The 19775-nt window shown below is 69.8% G+C and carries 3 protein-coding genes; all 3 read left to right on the forward strand.

Going from position 1 to position 19775, the window contains the following annotated elements; all coding sequences use genetic code 11:
* The first annotated feature begins 53 nt into the window (after nucleotides 1-53).
* From BLU09_RS18265 to BLU09_RS18275, 3 genes are read left to right on the forward strand one after another with little or no spacing between them, the layout of a single operon-like run.
* Entirely contained in the window at nucleotides 54-14294 is a 14241-nt protein-coding gene (locus tag BLU09_RS18265; RefSeq protein WP_090490816.1) for a non-ribosomal peptide synthetase, read from the forward strand.
* Nucleotides 14287-18447 (forward strand): non-ribosomal peptide synthetase, encoded by a 4161-nt coding sequence (locus BLU09_RS18270; protein ID WP_090490817.1) that lies wholly within the window; start codon nucleotides 14287-14289, stop codon nucleotides 18445-18447. Before BLU09_RS18265 ends, BLU09_RS18270 begins: the two co-directional genes overlap by 8 nt.
* On the forward strand, nucleotides 18444-19772 hold the full coding sequence (locus BLU09_RS18275; RefSeq protein WP_090490818.1) for an MFS transporter: 1329 nt from the start codon (nucleotides 18444-18446) through the stop codon (nucleotides 19770-19772). Before BLU09_RS18270 ends, BLU09_RS18275 begins: the two co-directional genes overlap by 4 nt.
* Nucleotides 19773-19775: the final 3 nt, after the last annotated feature.

A 19775-nucleotide genomic window follows, 5' to 3' on the forward strand; every position in this document is an offset into this window, starting at 1 on the left:
CCGCTGCCCCGTTCCTCGCCCTCAAATCTTCGCCAGTCGGTTCTCACCCAGACATGACCGCTGAATCCTTCGTCTTCCCCGTCTCCTTCGCGCAGCAGCGGCTGTGGTTCCTCCATCTGATGCAGCCGGAGAACCCGAGCTACCACATCGCTGGCGCGGTCCGGCTCGGCGGCACGCTCGACACGGCCGCACTCCAGCGCGCCTTCGACGTCCTGGTGGAACGGCACGAATCGCTCCGCACCACCTTCGCGCAGGAAGAGGGCCAGCCGGTTCAGGTCGTGGCACCCGAGGGCACCGCGTCCTTCGCCGTCACCGACCTGTCGTCACTGCCGCGGGACGGGCGCGAGGCGGAAGCACGGCGGCTCGCCACCGAGGAGATTCGCCAACCCTTCGACCTGATGAAGGGCCCGCTGCTGCGCACGCGGTTGCTGCGGCTGGCGGACACCGACCACGTCCTGGTGCTGACGATGCACCACATCATCTCGGACGGGGCGTCGCTGGGCATCCTCATCCACGAGATGACGCAGCTCTACGGCGCGTTCATCACCCAGCGAGAGCCGGAGCTGCCCGAGCTGCCCATCCAATACGCGGACTACGCGGAGTGGCAGCGCGAGTGGATGGCGACAGAAGGCGCGCTCGACGCGCACGTGGCGTACTGGAAGCAGCAGCTCGCGGGCGCGCCCGTGTTGCAGCTCCCCACGGACCGTCCGCGCCCCGCCGTCCAGACGCAGCGCGGGGACGCCCTGCCCCTCCACCTGCCGACCGCGCTGGTGCAGGCGCTCCAGCAGGTGGGCCAGCGTGAGAACGCCACCCTCTTCATGACGGTGCTGGCCGCGTTCCAGGCCTTGCTGTCGCGCTACACGCACCAGACGGACATCCTGGTCGGCGCGCCGCAGAACAGCCGCAGTCGGGTCCAGACGGAGAGCCTCATCGGCTTCTTCGTCAACACGCTGGTGCTGCGCGCGGACCTGTCCGGCAACCCGTCCTTCCGCGAGCTGCTCCAGCGCGTGCGGGAGGCGACGCTGGGCGCCTATGCGCACCAGGACATCCCGTTCGAGAAGCTGGTGGAGGCAGTGCAACCCGCCCGCAACCTGGCCTACACGCCGCTGTTCCAGGCCGCGTTCAACTTCCAGGGCATGGCGGGCCAGGCGCTGGCCCTGCCCGGCGTCACCATCCAGCAATTGGACCTGCAACCGGGGACGTCGAAGTTCGACGTGACGCTGGACCTCCAGGAGACCCCGGACGGCCTGCGCGGCTTCGTCGAGTACAACAGTGACCTCTTCGACCGCGCGACCATGGAGCGCTTCGCGGGGCACTTCCAGACGCTGCTCGCGGGCGTCGCGTCCAACGCGGAGCTGCGCCTGGACGCGCTGCCGTTGCTCACGTCGCCCGAGCGGCACCAGCTCCTCGATGTCTGGCCCACGCTGAAGTCATTCCCGGGCACGGACACCCTGCACGGCCGCTTCGAGGCCCAGGTGCGCCAGCGCCCCGACGCCATCGCCGTGGTCGCCGATGGAGAGCGACTCACCTACGCGGAGCTGGACCGACGGGCCAACCAACTGGCCCATGCGCTGATCGCGCGTGGCGTCCAGCCCGAGGGATTGGTGGGCCTCTGCGTGGAGCGCTCCCTGGCCACGGTGGTGGGCATCCTCGGCATCCTGAAGGCGGGAGCCGCCTACGTGCCGCTCGACCCGACCTATCCCGCGGACCGTCTGGCCTTCATGGTGGCGGACAGCCAGATGTCGCTGGTGGTGACGCAGCGGCCCCTCATCGACCGCCTGCCCACCGAGGGCGCGGCGCTGCTCATCCTGGATGAAGCCGCCGAGGAACTGGCGCGGCAGCCCCCCCACTCGCCCGGACTCGCGACGACGCGGGAGCAGCTTGCGTACGTCATCTACACCTCGGGCTCCACCGGCCTGCCCAAGGGTTCCCTGCTTCCGCACGGCAACGTGATGCGCCTGTTCGAGGCGACGGAGCACTGGTTCCACTTCAACGAGAACGACGCGTGGACACTGTTCCACTCATACGCGTTCGACTTCTCCGTCTGGGAGCTCTGGGGCGCCCTGCTCTACGGCGGCCGGGTGGTGGTGGTGCCCTACCTCGTCTCGCGCTCGCCGGATGCCTTCTTCCGCTTGCTGAGCGATGAGCGCGTCACGGTGCTGAACCAGACGCCCGCGGCCTTCCGTCAGCTCATCCAGGCCGAGGAGCGCCTGGGCGCGGAGGCGCCGCCCCTGTCGCTGCGCTACGTCGTCTTCGGCGGCGAAGCCCTGGAGCCAGCCACGCTGGTGCCCTGGTTCCGCAAGCACGGGGACACCCAGCCGCGGCTCATCAACATGTACGGCATCACCGAGACGACGGTGCATGTCACCTACCGTCCCATGGAAGCCGTCGAGGCGGAGCGCACGCAGCAGAGCCCCATTGGCGTCGCGATTCCCGACCTCCAGCTCTACGTGCTGGACGCGCGGCTGGAGCCGGCGCCCATTGGCGTGGCGGGTGAAATCTTCGTCGGCGGCGCGGGCCTCGCGCGTGGCTACCTGGGCCGGCCGCAGCTCACGGCGGAGCGCTTCGTCCCCCACCCGTTCAGCCGCGAGCCCGGTGCCCGGCTCTACCGCACGGGCGACCTGGCGCGCTTCACCGCGGACGGTCAGCTCGAGTACCTGGGCCGCATCGACCACCAGGTGAAGATTCGCGGCTTCCGCATCGAGCTGGGCGAAATCCAGAAGGTGCTCAGCCTGCACCCGGCGGTGCGTGAGGCGCTGGTGCTCGTGCGTGAGAGCTCGCCCGGGAACAAGTCCCTGGTGGCCTACGTCGCGTCGTCCGAACAGCCGCCGCCCAGCGTCAACGAGCTGCGCCAGCATCTGCTCGGCAAGCTGCCGGACTACATGGTCCCCAGCGCCTTCGTGATGCTGGAGCGCTTCCCACTCACGGCGAACGGCAAGGTGGACCGCAAGGCCCTGCCGGAGCCCGAGGGCGCCCGCGCGGACCTGGCCGACCCGTACGTCGCGCCCCGGACAAAGGCGGAGGAAGCCCTCTGCGCCATCTGGGCGCAGGTGCTGGAGGTCCCGCGCGTGGGCATCCATGACAACTTCTTCGCGCTGGGAGGCGACTCCATCCTGAGCATCCAGGTGCTCACGCTTGCGCAGAAGCAGGACATCCGCTTCTCGTTGCAGCAGCTCTTCCAGCACCAGACGGTGGCGGAGCTGGCGGAGGCCGCTGGGAAGGCGGAGCCCGCGCGTGAGGTCTTCCCGCGCACCGAGCCCTTCAGCCTCATCTCCGCCGAGGACCGGGCGAAGGTGCCCGAAAGCGTGGAGGACGCCTACCCACTGGCCCGCATCCAGGCCGGAATGCTCTTCCACATGGAGCTGGCGCCCACCTCGAACATCTACCACAACACCGACAGCTTCCATCTGCGCCTGAAGGCACCGTTCGATGCCGCGCGCTTCGTGGAAGCCGTGCAGGTGGTGACGGCTCGACAGCCCGTGCTGCGCACGGCGTTCGACATGACGTCGTACAGCGAGCCGTTGCAGCTGGTGCACCGCGAGGCCCAGCTCTCCGTCGAGGTCACCGACGTCCGCCACCTGTCCACCGAGGCGCAGGACGCCGATGTCCGCAAGCTGTTGGAGGACGAGAAGCAGCAACACTTCGACCTCGCGCGCCCGCCGCTGCTGCGCTTCTTCATCCACATCCGTGGTGACCGGGACTTCCAGTTCACGCTCACGGAGTGCCACGCCATCATCGACGGATGGAGCCTCCACTCCACGCTGGTGGAGATGTTCAACCACTACTACGCGCTGGTGAACCACCAGGAGCCGCCGCGCTTCGAGCCGCTGAGCATCACCTACCGCGACTTCGTGGCCATGGAGCGGCAGGCCCTCGCGTCCGAGGACCACCAACGCTACTGGCGCGAGCTGCTGGAGGACGGACAGGTCATGCGCGTGCCGCGCTGGCGCCGTCCACTGGCGGAGGGGGAGCCGCGCATCGCCACGGTGAAGGTGCCCATCTCCCCCGAAGTGAGTGAGGGCCTGAATGCCCTGACGCGGACCGCGGGCGTGCCCTTCAAGAGCATCCTGCTCGCGTCGCACCTCAAGGTGATGAGCGTGCTGAGTGGCCAGGAGGACGTCATCACCGGCACGGGCGTCAACAGCCGCCCCGAGGAAGGCGATGGCTCGAAGCTGCGCGGCATCTTCCTCAACACGGTGCCCTTCCGCCTGAAGCTGGCCCCGGGCAGTTGGCTGTCACTGGTCCGCGCCGCCTTCGACGCGGAGCGCGCGCTCTACCCGTACCGCCGCTACCCCATGGCGGAGATTCAGCGGCAGTGGGGCCGCGAGACGCTCTACGAAGTCATGTTCAACTACATGCACTTCCACGTCCTCCACGACATCGCGGGCACGCTCGCGGAGCTGGAGGCGCTGAGCACCATCCGCTCCGAGGGCACCAACGTCACCCTCGCCGTCCACTTCCAGACCGAGCCCCACACGCAGGAGCTCACGCTGGAGCTGGACTACAACGCCGTCGAGCTGGACCACGCCCAGGTGGAGCAGATTGGCGCGTGCTTCGCGCGCGTCCTCCACGCGCTGGCCTTCGAAGCCGAGGCCCCTCACCACACCTCCAGCCCGCTGCCCGCCGACGTGCAGCGCCGGATGCTGGTGGAGTGGAACGACACCGCCGCCGCGCTTCCCATGGAGCCCACGTTCCTCTCCCGCTTCGAGGCTCACGCGGCCGCCACGCCGGATGCGCTCGCCGTGGTCGATGGCGAACGGACGCTGACGTACCGGGAGCTGGACACGCGCGCCAACCAGCTCGCGCATCATCTGCTGTCGTTGGGCGCGAGCCCGGAGCGCGTGGTGGCGCTCGGCCTGGACCGCTCCGTCGAGTTGGTCACCAGCCTGCTGGCAACGCTCAAGGCCGGCGCGGCCTACCTGCCGCTGGACCCGAGCTACCCCGCCGAGCGCCTGGCCTACATGCTGTCCGATTCGCGCGCCGTGGTGCTGCTCACCACGAAGACGCAAGAGGCCACGTTCACGGGCGCCAGCGTTCCTCGGCTCCTGGTGGAGCAGGAAGCCGTCCGGCTGGCGACGTTGCCGACGGAGGCACCAGCTTCGACCGCCTCTGGGGACTCACTGGCGTACGTCATCTACACCTCGGGCTCCACGGGTCTGCCCAAGGGCACGCTGCTCACGCAGCGAGGGCTGCTCAACTACCTGACATGGGCCCAGAACGCCTACGCGGTGAAGCCGGGCCAGGGCTCGCTGGTCCACACGTCCATCGCGTTCGACGCCACCATCACCAGTCTCCTCACGCCGCTGCTCGCGGGGGGAGCCGTTCACCTGGTGCCGTCGGGGCGGGAGGTGGAAGCGCTCGCGCTCGCGCTCCAGCAGCCGCGAGGGCATGACCTGGTCAAGCTCACGCCGGCTCACCTCCAGGTGCTGTCCGGGCTCATGACGCCGGAGGCGCTGTCGACGCTGACTGGCACCTTCGTCGTGGGTGGCGAGGCCTTGCCGCCCTCCACCGTGGCCTTCTGGCGGAAGCACGCGCCCCAGGTCCGAATCATCAACGAGTACGGCCCCACGGAGACGGTGGTCGGCTGCTCCACCCATGACGTCAGCGCGGGTGAGTTGCCCGACGGCATCGTCCCCATCGGCCGGCCCATCGCCAACACGGCGCTCTACGTGCTGGACGCGCGCATGCAGCCAGTGCCCGTGGGTGTCTCGGGCGAGCTCTACATCGGAGGCACCGGCGTGGCGCGCGGCTACCTGGGCCGCCCCGCCCTCACGGCCGAGCGCTTCGTGCCGGACCCGTTCGGTCAGAGTCCGGGACAGCGCCTCTACCGCACGGGGGACCAGGCCCGCTTCCTGCCGGACGGCACGCTGGAGTTCCTCGGACGCCGTGATGGACAGGTGAAGCTGCGCGGCTATCGCATCGAGCTAGGCGAAATCGAAGCCACCCTCCGCCAGCACGCGTCCGTGCGGGACGCGGTGGTCATCGTGCGCGAAGACGTCCCTGGGGACCAGCGGCTGGCCGCCTACGTCATCCCGCACACGGACACGGCAGCGGATACGGCCGGCGTGCGCGCCTTCCTTCAGCAGCGGCTCCCCGAACACATGGTGCCCGCCGCCCTGGTCACGCTGGAGTCCCTGCCGCTCACGGCCAATGGAAAGGTGGACCGCAAGGCCCTGCCCGTCCCCGACGGCTTGCTCTCCTCCGAGTCCCGCGCGGCGCCGCGAAGCGGCACCGAGGAGTTGATGGCCAGCATCTGGTCGGACGTGCTGCGCACGAACCATGCTGGCATCCACGACCACTTCTTCGACCTGGGCGGCCACTCGCTCCTGGCCACGCGCGTGGTGTCGCGGATTCGCGAGGCCTTCGGCGTGGAGTTGCCCATCGCCGCGCTCTTCGAAGCGCCCACCATCGCCACGCTGTCGGAGCGCGTCCAGGTGCTCCAGGCCCAACAGGCCGGTGAAGCACCGCCCCCGCCGCTCCAGCCCTCCTCCCGCGATGGCGAGCTGCCCCTGTCCTTTGCACAGCAGCGGCTCTGGTTCCTGTACCAGATGGAGCCGGACAGCCCCTTCTACAACATGCCCGCCGTCATCCGGCTGACGGGGGCGTTGGATCCGGACACCGTGCAGCGCTGCCTGGAGGCGCTCATCCGCCGCCACGAGTCGCTGCGCACGACGTTCCGGATGAATGGCCAGGCGCCCGTCCAGGTCATCCACCCGCCCGCGGCACCGAAGGTGGAGACCGCCGACCTGCGCGGCCTCCCCCTGGAGCGCCGTGAAGTCGAAGCACGCCGCCTGTCCGACGAAGAGGCCCGCCGTCCCTTCGACCTGACTCGTGGCCCGCTCTGCCGGATGGGGCTCATCCAGTTGGATGACCAGGAACACCTGCTGCTGTTGACCCTGCACCACATCATCGCTGACGGCTGGTCGCTGTCCGTGCTGGTCCGCGAGGTCGCCGAGCTCTACGGCGCCCTGTCCGCGGGCCAGCCGCCGCCGCTGGCCGCCCTGCCGGTCCAGTATGCGGACTACGCGCGGTGGCAGCGGGAGTGGCTGTCGGGCCCCGTGCTGGAACGGCAGCTCGACTACTGGAAGCAGCGGCTCGCCGGGGCTCCGCCCAACCTGGACCTCCCCACCGACCGTCCACGGCCGCCCGTGCAGAGCTTCCGCGGCGCCACGCACCAGGGCGTGCTGCTGCCCGTGGACGCGGCCAAGGCGTTGCAGGCGCTCTGCCGGAAGGAGAGCGTCACCCCGTTCATGGCGGTGATGGCGGCCTTCCAGGCGCTGATGCACCGGTACACCGGCGAGACGGACATCGTCGTCGGCACGGACATCGCCAACCGCAACCGCTCCGGCACCGAAGGACTCATCGGCTTCTTCGTCAACCAGCTCGTCATGCGCGGCGACCTGAGCGGGGACCCCAGCTTCCGGGCCCTGCTGGCGCAGACGCGGCGGGTGGCGCTCGATGCCTACGCCCACCAGGACCTCCCCTTCGAGGAACTGGTGAAGGCGATCAACCCGGAGCGCGACCTCAGTTACTCGCCGCTGTTCCAGGTGAAGCTCATCCTCCAGAACGCCCCCTCCTCCGACCTCCACCTGGATGGGCTGACGCTGCGCGAGGAGACCAGCACCACCGGCGCCGCCAAGTTCGACATGACGTGGGTGGCCACGGAGACCGCGCAGGGCCTGGAGTGTCTGTGCGAGTACAGCACCGACCTGTTCGACGCGGCCACCATCGACCGGATGATGGGCAACCTGCGTGAGCTGCTCCTGGGCGCCCTGGCCGTGCCAGACGAGCGGGTCTCCCGCCTCCCACTGCTGTCCCAGGCGGAGCGGCAGGAGTCGCTGCTGGCGTGGAACGACACCGCCACGCCCCGAAGCCCGGGCCTCTGCGCGCATCACGTCTTCGAGCAACAGGCGGCGCGGACGCCCGACGCGGTGGCTGTGTCCTTCGAGGGACAGCAGCTCACCTACCGCGAGCTGGACGCGCGGGCGAACCAGCTCGCCTGGCACCTGAAGGCGTCCGGCGTGGGCCCCGAGGTCCGCGTGGGCCTGTGCGTGGACCGCTCGCTGGAGCTGGTGGTGGGCATCCTGGGCATCCTCAAGGCCGGCGGCGCGTGGCTGCCACTGGACCCGTCGTATCCGGTGGAGCGGCTGACGCTGATGATGCGCGACGCGGCCATCCCGGTGCTCGTCACGCAGGAGCACCTGGCGGATGAGCTTCCCGCGCTCGGGCTGCTGGTCTGCCTGGATACGGACTGGCCGCTCATCGCCAGCCAACCGCAGACGCCGCTCACGGTGGAGATGTCCGAGGACAACCTCGCGTACATCATCTTCACGTCGGGCTCGACGGGTCGCCCCAAGGGCACGCTGCTGACACACCGGGGCCTGTGCAACACGGCGCTGACCGCCATCCAAGCCCACCGCGTCCACGAGAAGAGCCGCGTGCTTCAGTTCGCCGCCTTCGGCTTCGACGCGTCGGTGTGCGAGGTGTTCTCCACGCTGCTCGCGGGCGCGCAGCTCTGCCTCGCTCCTCGGGACGCCATCATGCCCGGCACGCCGCTCCAGGGCCTGCTCGCCACGCAGGAAATAACAGGCGTCACGCTGACGCCGTCGGTGCTGGCGCAGCTGGAGCCGGAGACGTTGCCGAAGCTGGAGTCCGTCGTCTCCGCGGGCGAGGCCTGCTCGCCGGAGCTGGCGCGCCGGTGGCTGAAGTCCCGCCGCTTCATCAACGCGTACGGCCCCACCGAGGCGACCATCTGCGCATCGGTGGACGAGGCCGTGGACCCCGACCGGCTGGGCATCGGCCGTGCGTGGGCCAACGTCCGGCTCTACGTGCTGGATGGCCAGATGCAGCCGGTGCCCGTGGGCGTACCGGGTGAGCTGTTCATCGGCGGCGCGGGCGTCGCTCGCGGATACCTGGGCCGGCCGGACCTGAGCGCCGAGCGCTTCGTGCCGGACCCGTTCGCGGTGGAGCCCGGAGGACGGCTGTACCGGACGGGAGACCGGGTGCGCTGGCTGGTCGAAGGGCGACTGGAGTTCCTGGGCCGCCTGGACCACCAGGTGAAGCTGCGGGGCTTCCGCATCGAGCTGGGCGAAATCGAAGCGGCGCTGGCAGAGCACCCGGAGGTGCAGGACGCCGCGGTGCTGGTGCGGGAGGAGACACCGGGCCGCAAGCAACTGGTGGCCTACGTCGTCGCTGACGATGTGGAGCAGCCGCCCGAACAGGACGCCCTGCGCCGGGCCCTGGAGTCACGCCTGCCCGAGTACATGGTGCCGTCCGCCTTCATCCTGCTGAAGGCCATGCCGCTGACGCCCAGCGGCAAGGTGGACCGCAAGGCCCTGCCCTCGCTGGCGCAGGAGCAGGTGAAGCGCGAGCACGTCCACGTCGCGCCCCGCAACCCAGTGGAGCAGACGCTGGCGGACATCTGGGCGACGGTGCTGTCTCGGGAGCGCGTCAGCATCCACGACAACTTCTTCGAACTGGGTGGCGACTCCATCATCAGCATCCAGGTCATCGCGCGGGCGCTGGAGGCCGGGCTTCACATCAGCCCCCGTCAGTTCTTCCAGTACCAGACCATCGCCGCCTTGGCCCCGCACGTGGGTCAGGCCCAGGTCGTGGAGAGCGAGCAGGGACCGGTGACGGGCCCCGTCCCACTCACGCCCATCCAGCACTGGTTCTTCGAGTGGAAGCTCCCGCACCTCCACCACTACAACCAGTCGCTGCTGCTGGGACTGCGTCAGCCCGTCGCCGCGTCCGTTCTCCAGGACGCGCTGCGGGCCCTGGTCGCGCACCATGACGCGCTCCGCCTGCGCTTCGAACGGACCACCGACGGCTGGCGTCAGGAGAGCCTGGGGCTCGACAACACCGTGACGCTGCGGGAAGTGGACCTGTCCGGATTGGACGAGGCCGCGCAGCGCGCCGCATTGGAGGAAGAAGGCCTGCGTGCCCAGGCGGGCTTCCGGCTGGAGGAGGCTCCGCTGGTGGCGGCCGTGCGATTCCACCTCGGTCCACAGCGGGGTGACCGGTTGCTGCTCGGCATCCACCATCTCGCGGTGGATGCCGTGTCCTGGCGCGTGCTGCTCATGGACCTGGAGACGGCGTGCCAACAGCTCAGCCAGGGGCAGCCGGTGGCGCTGCCTCCGAAGACGACGTCCTTCCAGGCCTGGGCTCGCCGCTTGGAGTCCTTCGCGGCCAGCACGGAGCTGGAGCACGAGGCCGACTACTGGCTGAGCCAGGGTGAAGACACGGCACCGCTCCCCGTGGACAGCCCGGACGGCGACAACACCTTGGCGTCCGCGCGCACGTTGACGGTGACATTGGAGGCCGAGGAGACCCGGCTCCTGCTTCAGGAGGTGCCGACGGCCTGGCGTGCCCGCATCGACGAGGTGCTGCTGACGGCGCTCGCGCAGGCGCTCTCCACCTGGACGGGACAGCGCCGGCTGCGCGTCCAACTGGAAGGCCACGGCCGCGAGGACCTGTTCGACGGCGTGGACCTGAGCCGCACCGTGGGCTGGTTCACCAGTGCCTACCCGGTGACGCTGGAGCTGCCCCGAGACGGCAGCGTGGGTGACGAACTCCGCGCCGTGCGTGATTCCCTGCGGCAGGTGCCACGCAAGGGCCTGGGCTACGGACTGGTGCGTTACCTGCGCCAGGACGAGCGAGGCACCCGGCTCCGTGCTCAGCCGGAAGCGCCGGTGGCCTTCAACTACCTGGGGCAGCTCGACTCGGCCCTGCCCACCTCGTCGCTGCTGGCGCCCGCGGACGAGCCCTTCGGCGCGCAGCAGGGGGCGCTCGGCCAGCGACGGCAGGTGCTGGAGGTGAATGCACACGTCCTGAGCGGCAAGCTGGAGGTGTCCTTCACCTACAGCGAGTCGCTGCACCAGCGCACCACCGTGGGCGCACTGGCGCAGGGCTACGTCCACGCGCTCCGGGCCCTGGTGGAGCAGCGGCGCAGCGAGGACGCGGCGCGGTTCTCCCCCGTGGACTTCCCGCTGGCGAAGGTGACGCAGGCCACGCTGAACGGCCTGATGCAGTCACACCCGGAGATGGAGGACCTCTACCCGCTGTCTCCCATGCAGCAGGGCATGCTCTTCCACGCCATGCTCGACCCGGACTCGGGGATGTACTTCGAGCGCGCGGCGTGGACGCTCGACGCGGACCTCCACCGCGAGGCGCTGCGCGAGGCCTGGCAGCAGGTCATGGCGCGCTACCCCATCCTCCGCACCAGCTTCGTGGGTGAGGAACTGGAAGCGCCGCTCCAGCTCGTGAACCGCGAGGCTGTGCTCCCGTGGGAGGAGCAGGACTGGAGCCACCTGTCCGAGCCAGAGCAGCAGACCCGGCTGTCGGCCTGGATGGACGCGGACCGGGCACGCGGCTTCAACTTGAAGCAGGCGCCGCTGATGCGCGTGGGCGTCCTGCGCCTGGGCGTTCGGACGTGGCGCGTGGTGTGGAGCTTCCACCACTTGCTCCTCGATGGATGGAGCGTGGGCCGCGTCCTCAACGAGATGCTGGCCATCTACGACGCGCAGCTCCGTCAGCAGCCAGTGCGGCTGGAGCAGCCGCCGGTGTTCCGCGACTACATCGCCTGGCTCCAGAGCCGGGAGACTTCGCAGGCGGAGGCATGGTGGAAGCAGGCACTGCGAGGCTTCGGCGAGCCCACGCCTCTCCCCGGTGAAACGGGAGGTCAGGCGCGCACTGCGGCGCAGGTCATGGGCGAGCGCAAGGTCCACGTGTCCGCCGAGGTGACGGAGCAGCTCCGCGCCTTCTCGCGGCGGCACCAGGTGACGCTCAGCACGCTGGTCCAGGCGGCCTGGGCCCTGGTGCTCGGACGTCACGCGGGCCAGGACGACGTCGTCTTCGGCGTCACCGTCGCGGGCCGACCGCCGGAGCTGCCGGGCGTGGAGCAGATGGTGGGCCTGTTCATCAACACGCTGCCGGCCCGCGTGTCGCTGCCGGCCCAGAGCAAGGTGGTGGACTGGCTGAAGGCGCTCCAGGCGTGGCAGGTGGAGCGGGCTCCGTTCGAGTACGCGCCGCTGGTGAAGGTCCAGGGCTGGAGCCCCGTGCCGCGTGGCACCCCGCTCTTCGAGAGCCTCGTCGTCTTCGAGAACTACCCCGTGGAGGATTCGGTGCGGCAGGGCGCGGGCGCGCTGGAGGTGCGCGACGTCACCGCCCAGGAGCGCACCAACTATCCGCTGACGCTCTCCGCACATGCGGACAAGCAGCTGATGCTGAACCTGGACTTCGAGTCTCCGCGCCTCGGCGTCGAGGCCATGGAGCGGCTGCTGGAGCAGCTCCAGACGGTCCTGGTGGGCATCCTCGACGCGGAGGACAAGCACCTGTGGGAGCTGTCGCTGCTCACGCAGGAGGACCGTCGCGAGGTGCTGTTCGACTGGAACGACACGCACGTGCCTGGACTGGGCGCGTGCCTCCACGAACTCTTCGAGGCACAGGCCCAGCGGACGCCGGACGCGGTCGCCGTGGTCGCGCCGGAGGCGGGCTCGCTCACGTACGGGCAGCTCGACGCGAAGGCGAACCAGCTCGCGCACCACCTGCGCTCCCGGGGCATTGGCCCCGAGGTGCTGGTGGGCGTGTGCCTGGAGCGGACGCCGGAGCTGCTGGTGGCGCTGCTGGGCATCCTCAAGGCGGGCGGCGCCTACGTCCCGCTCGATCCCACCTACCCGGCCGAGCGACTGGCGCGCATGGCCTCCGAGGCCCGGCTCTCCCTGCTGCTCACCCAGCAGTCCCTGGTGGAGACCTTCGTCAACCCGGAGGTGTCGCTCTACCTGCTGGACACGGAGGCACCAGCCCGCGCCGCGCTGCCCACCCAGGCCCCCACGCGGCTCAGCACGCTGGACGGTCTGGCGTACGTCGTCTTCACCTCCGGCTCCACGGGCACGCCCAAGGGCGTGATGATCTCCCACCGGAGCTGGACCAACGCGTACCTCGGCTGGGAGCGGAGCTACGGGCTGCGGGAGCACTGCCGCAGCCACCTGCAGATGGCCAGCTTCTCCTTCGACGTGTTCGCGGGAGACCTGTCCCGAGCGCTGTGCTCGGGCGGAAAGCTGGTGCTCTGCCCGCGTGAGTGGCTGCTCGAACCGCCCCGCTTGCTCGCGCTGATGAAGGAGCAGGCCGTGGACTGCGCCGAGTTCGTCCCCGCCGTGCTGCGCGGGCTGCTCCAGCACCTGGAGGAGACGGGGCAGACGCTGGACGCCATGCGCGTGCTCGTGGCCGGCTCCGACGCCTGGTACGTGAACGAGTACCACCGGCTCCAGGCCGTCATCGGCGACGACACGCGGCTCATCAACTCGTATGGCGTCAGCGAGGCGACCATCGACAGCACGTGGTTCGAAAGCGGCGACCTGGGCCCCGGCGACACGCAGCTGGTCCCCATTGGCCGGCCCTTCGCCAACAACCGCCTCTACGTGCTGGACGCGCACCAGCAGCCAGTGCCCGCCGGCATCGCGGGCGAGCTCTTCATCGGCGGCGAGGGCGTGGCGCGCGGCTACTGCCACCGCCCCGACCTGACCGCGGAGCGCTTCGTCCCCGACCCGTTCGCCACCGAGCCTGGTGCGCGGCTCTACCGAACGGGAGACCGGGCGCGGTACCTGCTGGGAGGCGACCTGGAGTTCCTCGGCCGGGCGGACACGCAGGTGAAGCTGCGCGGCTTCCGCGTCGAGCTAGGCGAAATCGAGTCCGCGCTCGGCAAGCACCCGGCAGTCCAGGGCGCGGTGGTGCTGCTGCGCGAGGACCCGGGGACACCCCGTCGGCTCGTCGCCTACGTGGTGGGCTCGGACATCCGCGACACAGCGGTGCTCCGCGACCACCTGAGAGAGAGACTGCCCGACTACATGGTGCCGGCCGTCTTCGTGCGCCTGGAGTCCATCCCTCTGAGTCCGAACGGCAAGGTGGACCGCAAGGCCTTCCCGGCGCCGGACACAACGCAGCGCACGGGCGAGCAGCGGCTCGTCGAACCGCGCTCGGAGACGGAGGCGAGCCTGCTAGCGCTCTGGAAGGACGTGCTGGGCCAGACGTCGCTGGGCGTCACGGACGACTTCTTCGACGTGGGCGGGCACTCGCTGCTGGCCACGCAGATCATCTCGCGCGCCAACGCGATGTTCCAGGTGACGCTGCCGCTGCGCGCCCTCTTCGAGCACCCCACCATCGCGGGGATGGCGGAGCAGGTGGTGCTCGCGCAGTTGGAAGGCGTGGACGAAGCCGCGCTGGCCTCCGCCATGGAGGAAGTCGGCGACCTTTCGGACGCGGACCTGGAGAAGCTCCTGGAGGGGACGAATGAGTGACCTGCTCAAGAAGCTCGCGGGCCTCTCTCCGGAGAAGCGCGAGGCGGTGCTCAAGAAGCTGCGACAGCAGAACGTGGTCGCCGCGCCGAAGGAAGAGGCACGCACGCCCGGCATCCCGCGCGTCTCACGGGAGCAGCCGCTGCCGCTCTCCTTCCCGCAGCGCCGGCTCTGGTTCCTGGACCAGTTCGAGCCCGGGACGCCCGCCTACAACATCCCGGAGTTCGTGCGCCTCACCGGGCCGCTCCACGTCCCCTCCCTGGAGCGTGCGCTGAACGAGGTCATCCGGCGCCACGAGGTGCTGCGCACGACCTTCGTCGCGAAGGACGGCGAACCCCACCAGCGCATCCTCCCGGAGCTGACGCTGTCGCTGGGCGTGCTGGACCTGAGCTACCTGCCAGACACCCAGCGCGAGTCCCTGTGCGAGGAGCTGGCGCTTCAGCTCGCGGGGACGTCCTTCGACCTCGCGGCGGGGCCGCTGCTCCACGCGAGGCTGGTGCGCATGGGCGACGAGGACCACGTCCTCCTGCTCGTCGTGCACCACATCGTGTCGGACGGCTGGTCCACCGGCATCTTCGTCCAGGAGCTGACGGCGCTTTATGCCGCCTTCTCCCAGGACAAGCCGTCACCGCTGCCGGAGCTCCCGCTCCAGTACGCGGACTTCGCGGCGTGGCAGCAGCAATGGATGCAGGGCGACGTGCTGGCGTCACAGCTCGACTACTGGCGCCAGCAGCTCGAAGGAAGCGACAGTGCGCTCAAGCTGCCCACCGACAGGCCACGCCCGCGCGTGCGCACCTACGCGGGTGGCAAACGGAGCTTCCAGGTCGCCCCTGCCGTGGCCCAGCAGCTGAAGGCGCTGGGGACTCAGGAGAAGGCGTCGCTCTACATGGTGCTGCTGGCGGCGCTCCAGACGCTGCTCCACCGCTACACGCGCGAGCCGCGCATCAGCGTCGGCACGTACATCGCGAACCGGAACCGGACGGAGGTGGAGCCGCTCATCGGCTTCTTCCTCAACACGCTCGTCATGCGCACGGGGCTCGAAGGCAATCCCACCTTCCGGGAGCTGCTGCGGCGCGTGGTGGACGTGACGCTGGGGGCTTACGGGCACCAGGACATCCCCTTCGAGAAGCTGCTGGAGGAGCTGGCGCCGTCGCGCGACACCAGCCACTCCCCCTTCTTCCAGGTGATGCTGGTGCTCCAGAACACGCCCACGCCCCCAGCCGAGCTGGGCGGGCTGCGCATGGAGTCCTTCAGCGTCTCGGGTGAAGCCTTCGCGCAGTTCGACCTGACGCTGTGGTTCTCCGAGGAGGCCGGTGGCCTGCAAGGCATCTGGGAGTACAACCGGGACCTCTTCGACGCCTCCACAGTCGAGCGGATGGTCGCCCACTTCCAGACGCTGCTCGCGGGCATCGCCGCGAACCCGGCACAGCGGCTCATCGAGCTGCCGGTGCTTCCGGCGAATGAGCGTCAGCGCATCCTGCGTGACTGGAACCAGGCCCGGCTGGACGTGCCGCCGGGCACGTGCATCCATCACCTCATCGAGGCGCACGCAGCGCGCACACCCGACGCCATCGCCGTCACCGACCCCGAACGCCGGCTCACCTACGCACAACTGAGCGCGAAGGCCAACCAACTGGCGCACCACCTGCGCTCCGTGGGCGTGGGGCCCGAGCGAATCACCGGCGTCTTCCTGGACCGCTCCGTGGACATGGTGGTCGCGGTGCTCGCCGTCCTCAAGGCGGGCGGCGCCTACGTGCCGCTGGATCCGTCGTATCCGCCTGAGCGCACGGCGCTGATGCTCGCGGACAGCCGACCCGCGGTGCTCGTCACCCGGCAGGGACTCGCGTCCCTCCTGTCCGCGCCACTGCCACCCGTGGTGGCCATCGACACGGAAGCGGACGCCATCGCCGCGATGCCCACGACGACGCCCGAGGGCGGCGCGAGCCCGGAGCACCTCGCCTACGTGGTCTACACGTCAGGCTCCACGGGCCGCCCCAAGGGCGTGATGATTTCGCACCGGAGCTTCGCCAACGCCTACCTCGCCTGGGAGCGGGACTACCGGCTGCCCGAGTCGCGCGCCCACCTCCAGATGGCGAGCTTCTCCTTCGACGTGTTCTCCGGCGACCTCGCCCGGGCGCTCGGCTCAGGGAAGACGCTGGTGCTTTGCCCGCGCGAATGGCTGCTCGAGCCCGAGAAGCTCTACGGCTTGATGCAGCGCGAGCAGGTGGACAGCGGCGAGTTCGTCCCCGCCGTGGTCCGACTGCTGATGGGGTACCTCCAGGAGCACGACCTGCGGCTGGACTTCATGCGCCTGCTCATCGTCGGCTCGGACACCTGGGACATGCGCGAGTACCACCAGCTCCGCGGCCTGTGCGGACCGGACACGCGGCTGGTGAGCTCCTACGGCCTGAGCGAAGCCACCATCGACAGCACGTACTTCGAACAGCCCGAGCCCACGCCCAGCGAGCAGATCGTCCCCATTGGCCAGCCCTTCGCCAACACGCAGATGTACCTGCTGGACAGCGCGATGCAGCCGGTGCCCATCGGCATCTCGGGAGAACTCTTCGTGGGCGGTGACGGGCTCGCGCGTGGCTACTGGGGCCAGGCGAACCTGACCGCCGAGCGCTTCGTGCCCGATCCCTTCAGCGCCACACCGGGCGCCCGCCTGTACCGCACGGGCGACCTGGCCCGCTATACGGAGGACGGCACCCTCGCCTTCATCGGCCGCAACGACACGCAGGTGAAGATTCGCGGCCACCGCATCGAGCTGGATGAAATCAAGGCGAAGCTGCTGGAGCACTCCGCGGTCCAGGCCGTGGAGCTGCTCGTCCACGAGGACGCCGGCAACAAGCAGCTCGTCGCCTACCTCACGCTCACGGCGCCAGACGTGGCCACGGCCGATGACTTGCGGCAGCACCTCAAGAGGCACCTGCCGCCGTACATGGTGCCCGCGGCCTTCGTCATCCTGGCCGCCTTCCCACTCACCCCCAACGGCAAGGTGGACCGCAAGGCCCTGCCCGCGCCCGAGAGCGTCCGCCGCGACGCGCAGGACGGCTTCGTCGCTCCGCGCGACGAGGTGGAGACCCGGCTCGCGGCCATCTGGGAGGAGCTGCTGGCGGTGCGCCCCATCGGCGTGCACGACAACTTCTTCGACCAGGGCGGCCATTCACTTCTGGCCGTCCGGCTGATGGTGCGAATCCGTGAGCAGTTCGGCCGCGCCCTTCCGCTGTCGGTCCTCTTCCAGAACCCGGCGCTGGAGCAGCTCGCCAAGGCGATTCACGAAGAGGCTTCGCCCGCGCCATGGTCGCCGCTGGTGACGCTCCAGCCGGGAGCAGGCCGCGCCGCCCTGTTCTGCGTCCCGGGCGCCGGTGGAAACGCCGTCTACCTTCGCGAGCTGGCCCAGGCCCTGGGCCCCACCCTGCCGGTGCATGCCTTCCAGGCGCGCGGGCTGGATGGACGGGCGGAGCCGCACCGCTCCGTAGAGGAGATGGCCGCGTGCTACATCGAAGCGCTCAAGCAGGTGCAACCGCAGGGGCCATACCACCTGCTGGGCCACTCCTTCGGTAGCTGGGTCGCCTTCGAGATGGCGCAGCAGCTCCGGAAGCAGGGCGAGTCGATTGCCTTCCTGGGCATCCTCAACACCACCGTCCCGGTGAACGAAGCCTCGCCGAGCGAGGCGCCCCCGTTCGACGACGCGGACTGGATGGCCTCCGTCGCGAGCACGGCGGGCCGTCTCTACGGCGTGGACCTGGGCATCTCCTCCGAGGCGCTCCGGCCGCTGTCTGCCGAAGCGCGCCGAGAGTACCTGACCCGCGGGTTGGTCCAGGCGGGACTCCTCCCCGACGGCGCGGACAGCCAACAGGTCCAAGGGTTCATCGACGTCTACAAGGCCGCGTACGCGATTGACTACGTCCCCCGGAACACGCTCCCCATTCCCGTCGCCCTCTTCCGGGCCCAGGAGCGGCACGAGGAAGACGGCATCGTCCCCGAGTCCTTCGCGGACGACCCGAGCTGGGGCTGGGGCCGCCACGCCTCCACGGCTGTCACGCCCGTGACGGTGCCGGGAGACCACATGACGATGCTGGCCGCGCCGCACGTCCAGGTGCTGGCGGAGCACGTGCGCCAGGGCCTCGTCCGGGCCGGAGCCATTCGATGACGGCGGCGCCGTCCTTCCCCATGAAGTCCGCCGTCGTCATCTGGCTGGGACAGGTCCTGTCACTGCTGGGCTCGGGGCTGACGAGCTTCGCGCTCGGCGTCTGGACGTACAAGACGACGGGCGACGTGACGCAGTACGCGCTGGTCATGCTCTCCGCGACGCTGCCCGCCATCCTGCTCGGGCCGGTGGCCGGAGCGCTCGTGGACCGCTGGAACCGCCGCTGGGTGCTGGTGCTCAGCGACGCGGCTGCCGGCTTGTCGAGCCTCGTGCTGGCGCTGTTGCTGTTCAATGGCTTGCTCCAACCCTGGCACGCCTACGTCACGACCGCCGTGGTGTCGACGGCCAGCGCGTTCCAACAGCCGGCCTTCTCCGTGCTCGTCTCCACGGTGGTGCCGCCGCAGCATCTGGGTCGGGCCAACGGATTGGTGCAGGTCGGGCTCGCGTTCTCTCAACTGGTGGCACCCATGTTGAGCGCCACCCTGATGGAGCTCATCGAACTCAAGGGCATCCTGCTCATCGATGCGACGACGCTCGTGCTCGGCGCGCTGCCCCTGCTCCTGGCACGAATCCCCCGGGAGCACCTCGTGTCGTCGTCCGGTGAGGATCGGGTGCCGCTGCTCGATGCGATTCGGGCTGGCGGTGCCTACCTGCGCGCCACCCCAGGACTCCTGGCGCTCATTGGCTTCCTCGCGGCCAGCAACTTCCTGACCGGCACGGTCGAGGTCCTCGTCACCCCGCTGGTCCTGTCCTTCGCGGACGTGCGCACCCTGGGCGCGCTCACCACCGCGGGTGGCGTGGGCATGTTGGCGGGCAGCCTGGTCATCAGCGCCTGGGGCGGCCCCAAGCGACTGGTGAATGGCTTGCTCGGGTTCCAGCTCACCTGTGGACTCGCGCTCATCTGCGTCGGGCTGGCCACCTCCGTTCCCGTGCTGGCCGGTGTCGCCTTCGCGTTCTTCTTCGGCCTCCCCATCATCAACGGTTCCAGCCAGACGCTCCTCCAGCGCATCGTGCCCCTGGCGCTGCGCGGCCGTGTCTTCGCTTTCACCAGCACCATCACCGGGGCCATGTTGCCGCTGGCGTACACGATCGCCGGGCCGCTGGCGGACCACGTTTTCGAACCCGCCATGGCCTCGGGAGGAAAGCTCGTCCCCCTGCTGGGTGCGTTCGTCGGCGAGGGCCCGGGCCGAGGCATCGCCTTGATGTTCCTCATCTCGGGCGTGCTGGCGGTCCTCATGACGCTGCTGTCCACGCTCTACCGCCCGCTGCGTGAGCTGGAGGCGCCCCTACAGGACGCGCCTTCCGCCGAACCCGCGGCGAGCCCCTGAACC

The organism is Myxococcus virescens, from assembly GCF_900101905.1.
GTDB classification, from domain to species: domain Bacteria; phylum Myxococcota; class Myxococcia; order Myxococcales; family Myxococcaceae; genus Myxococcus; species Myxococcus virescens.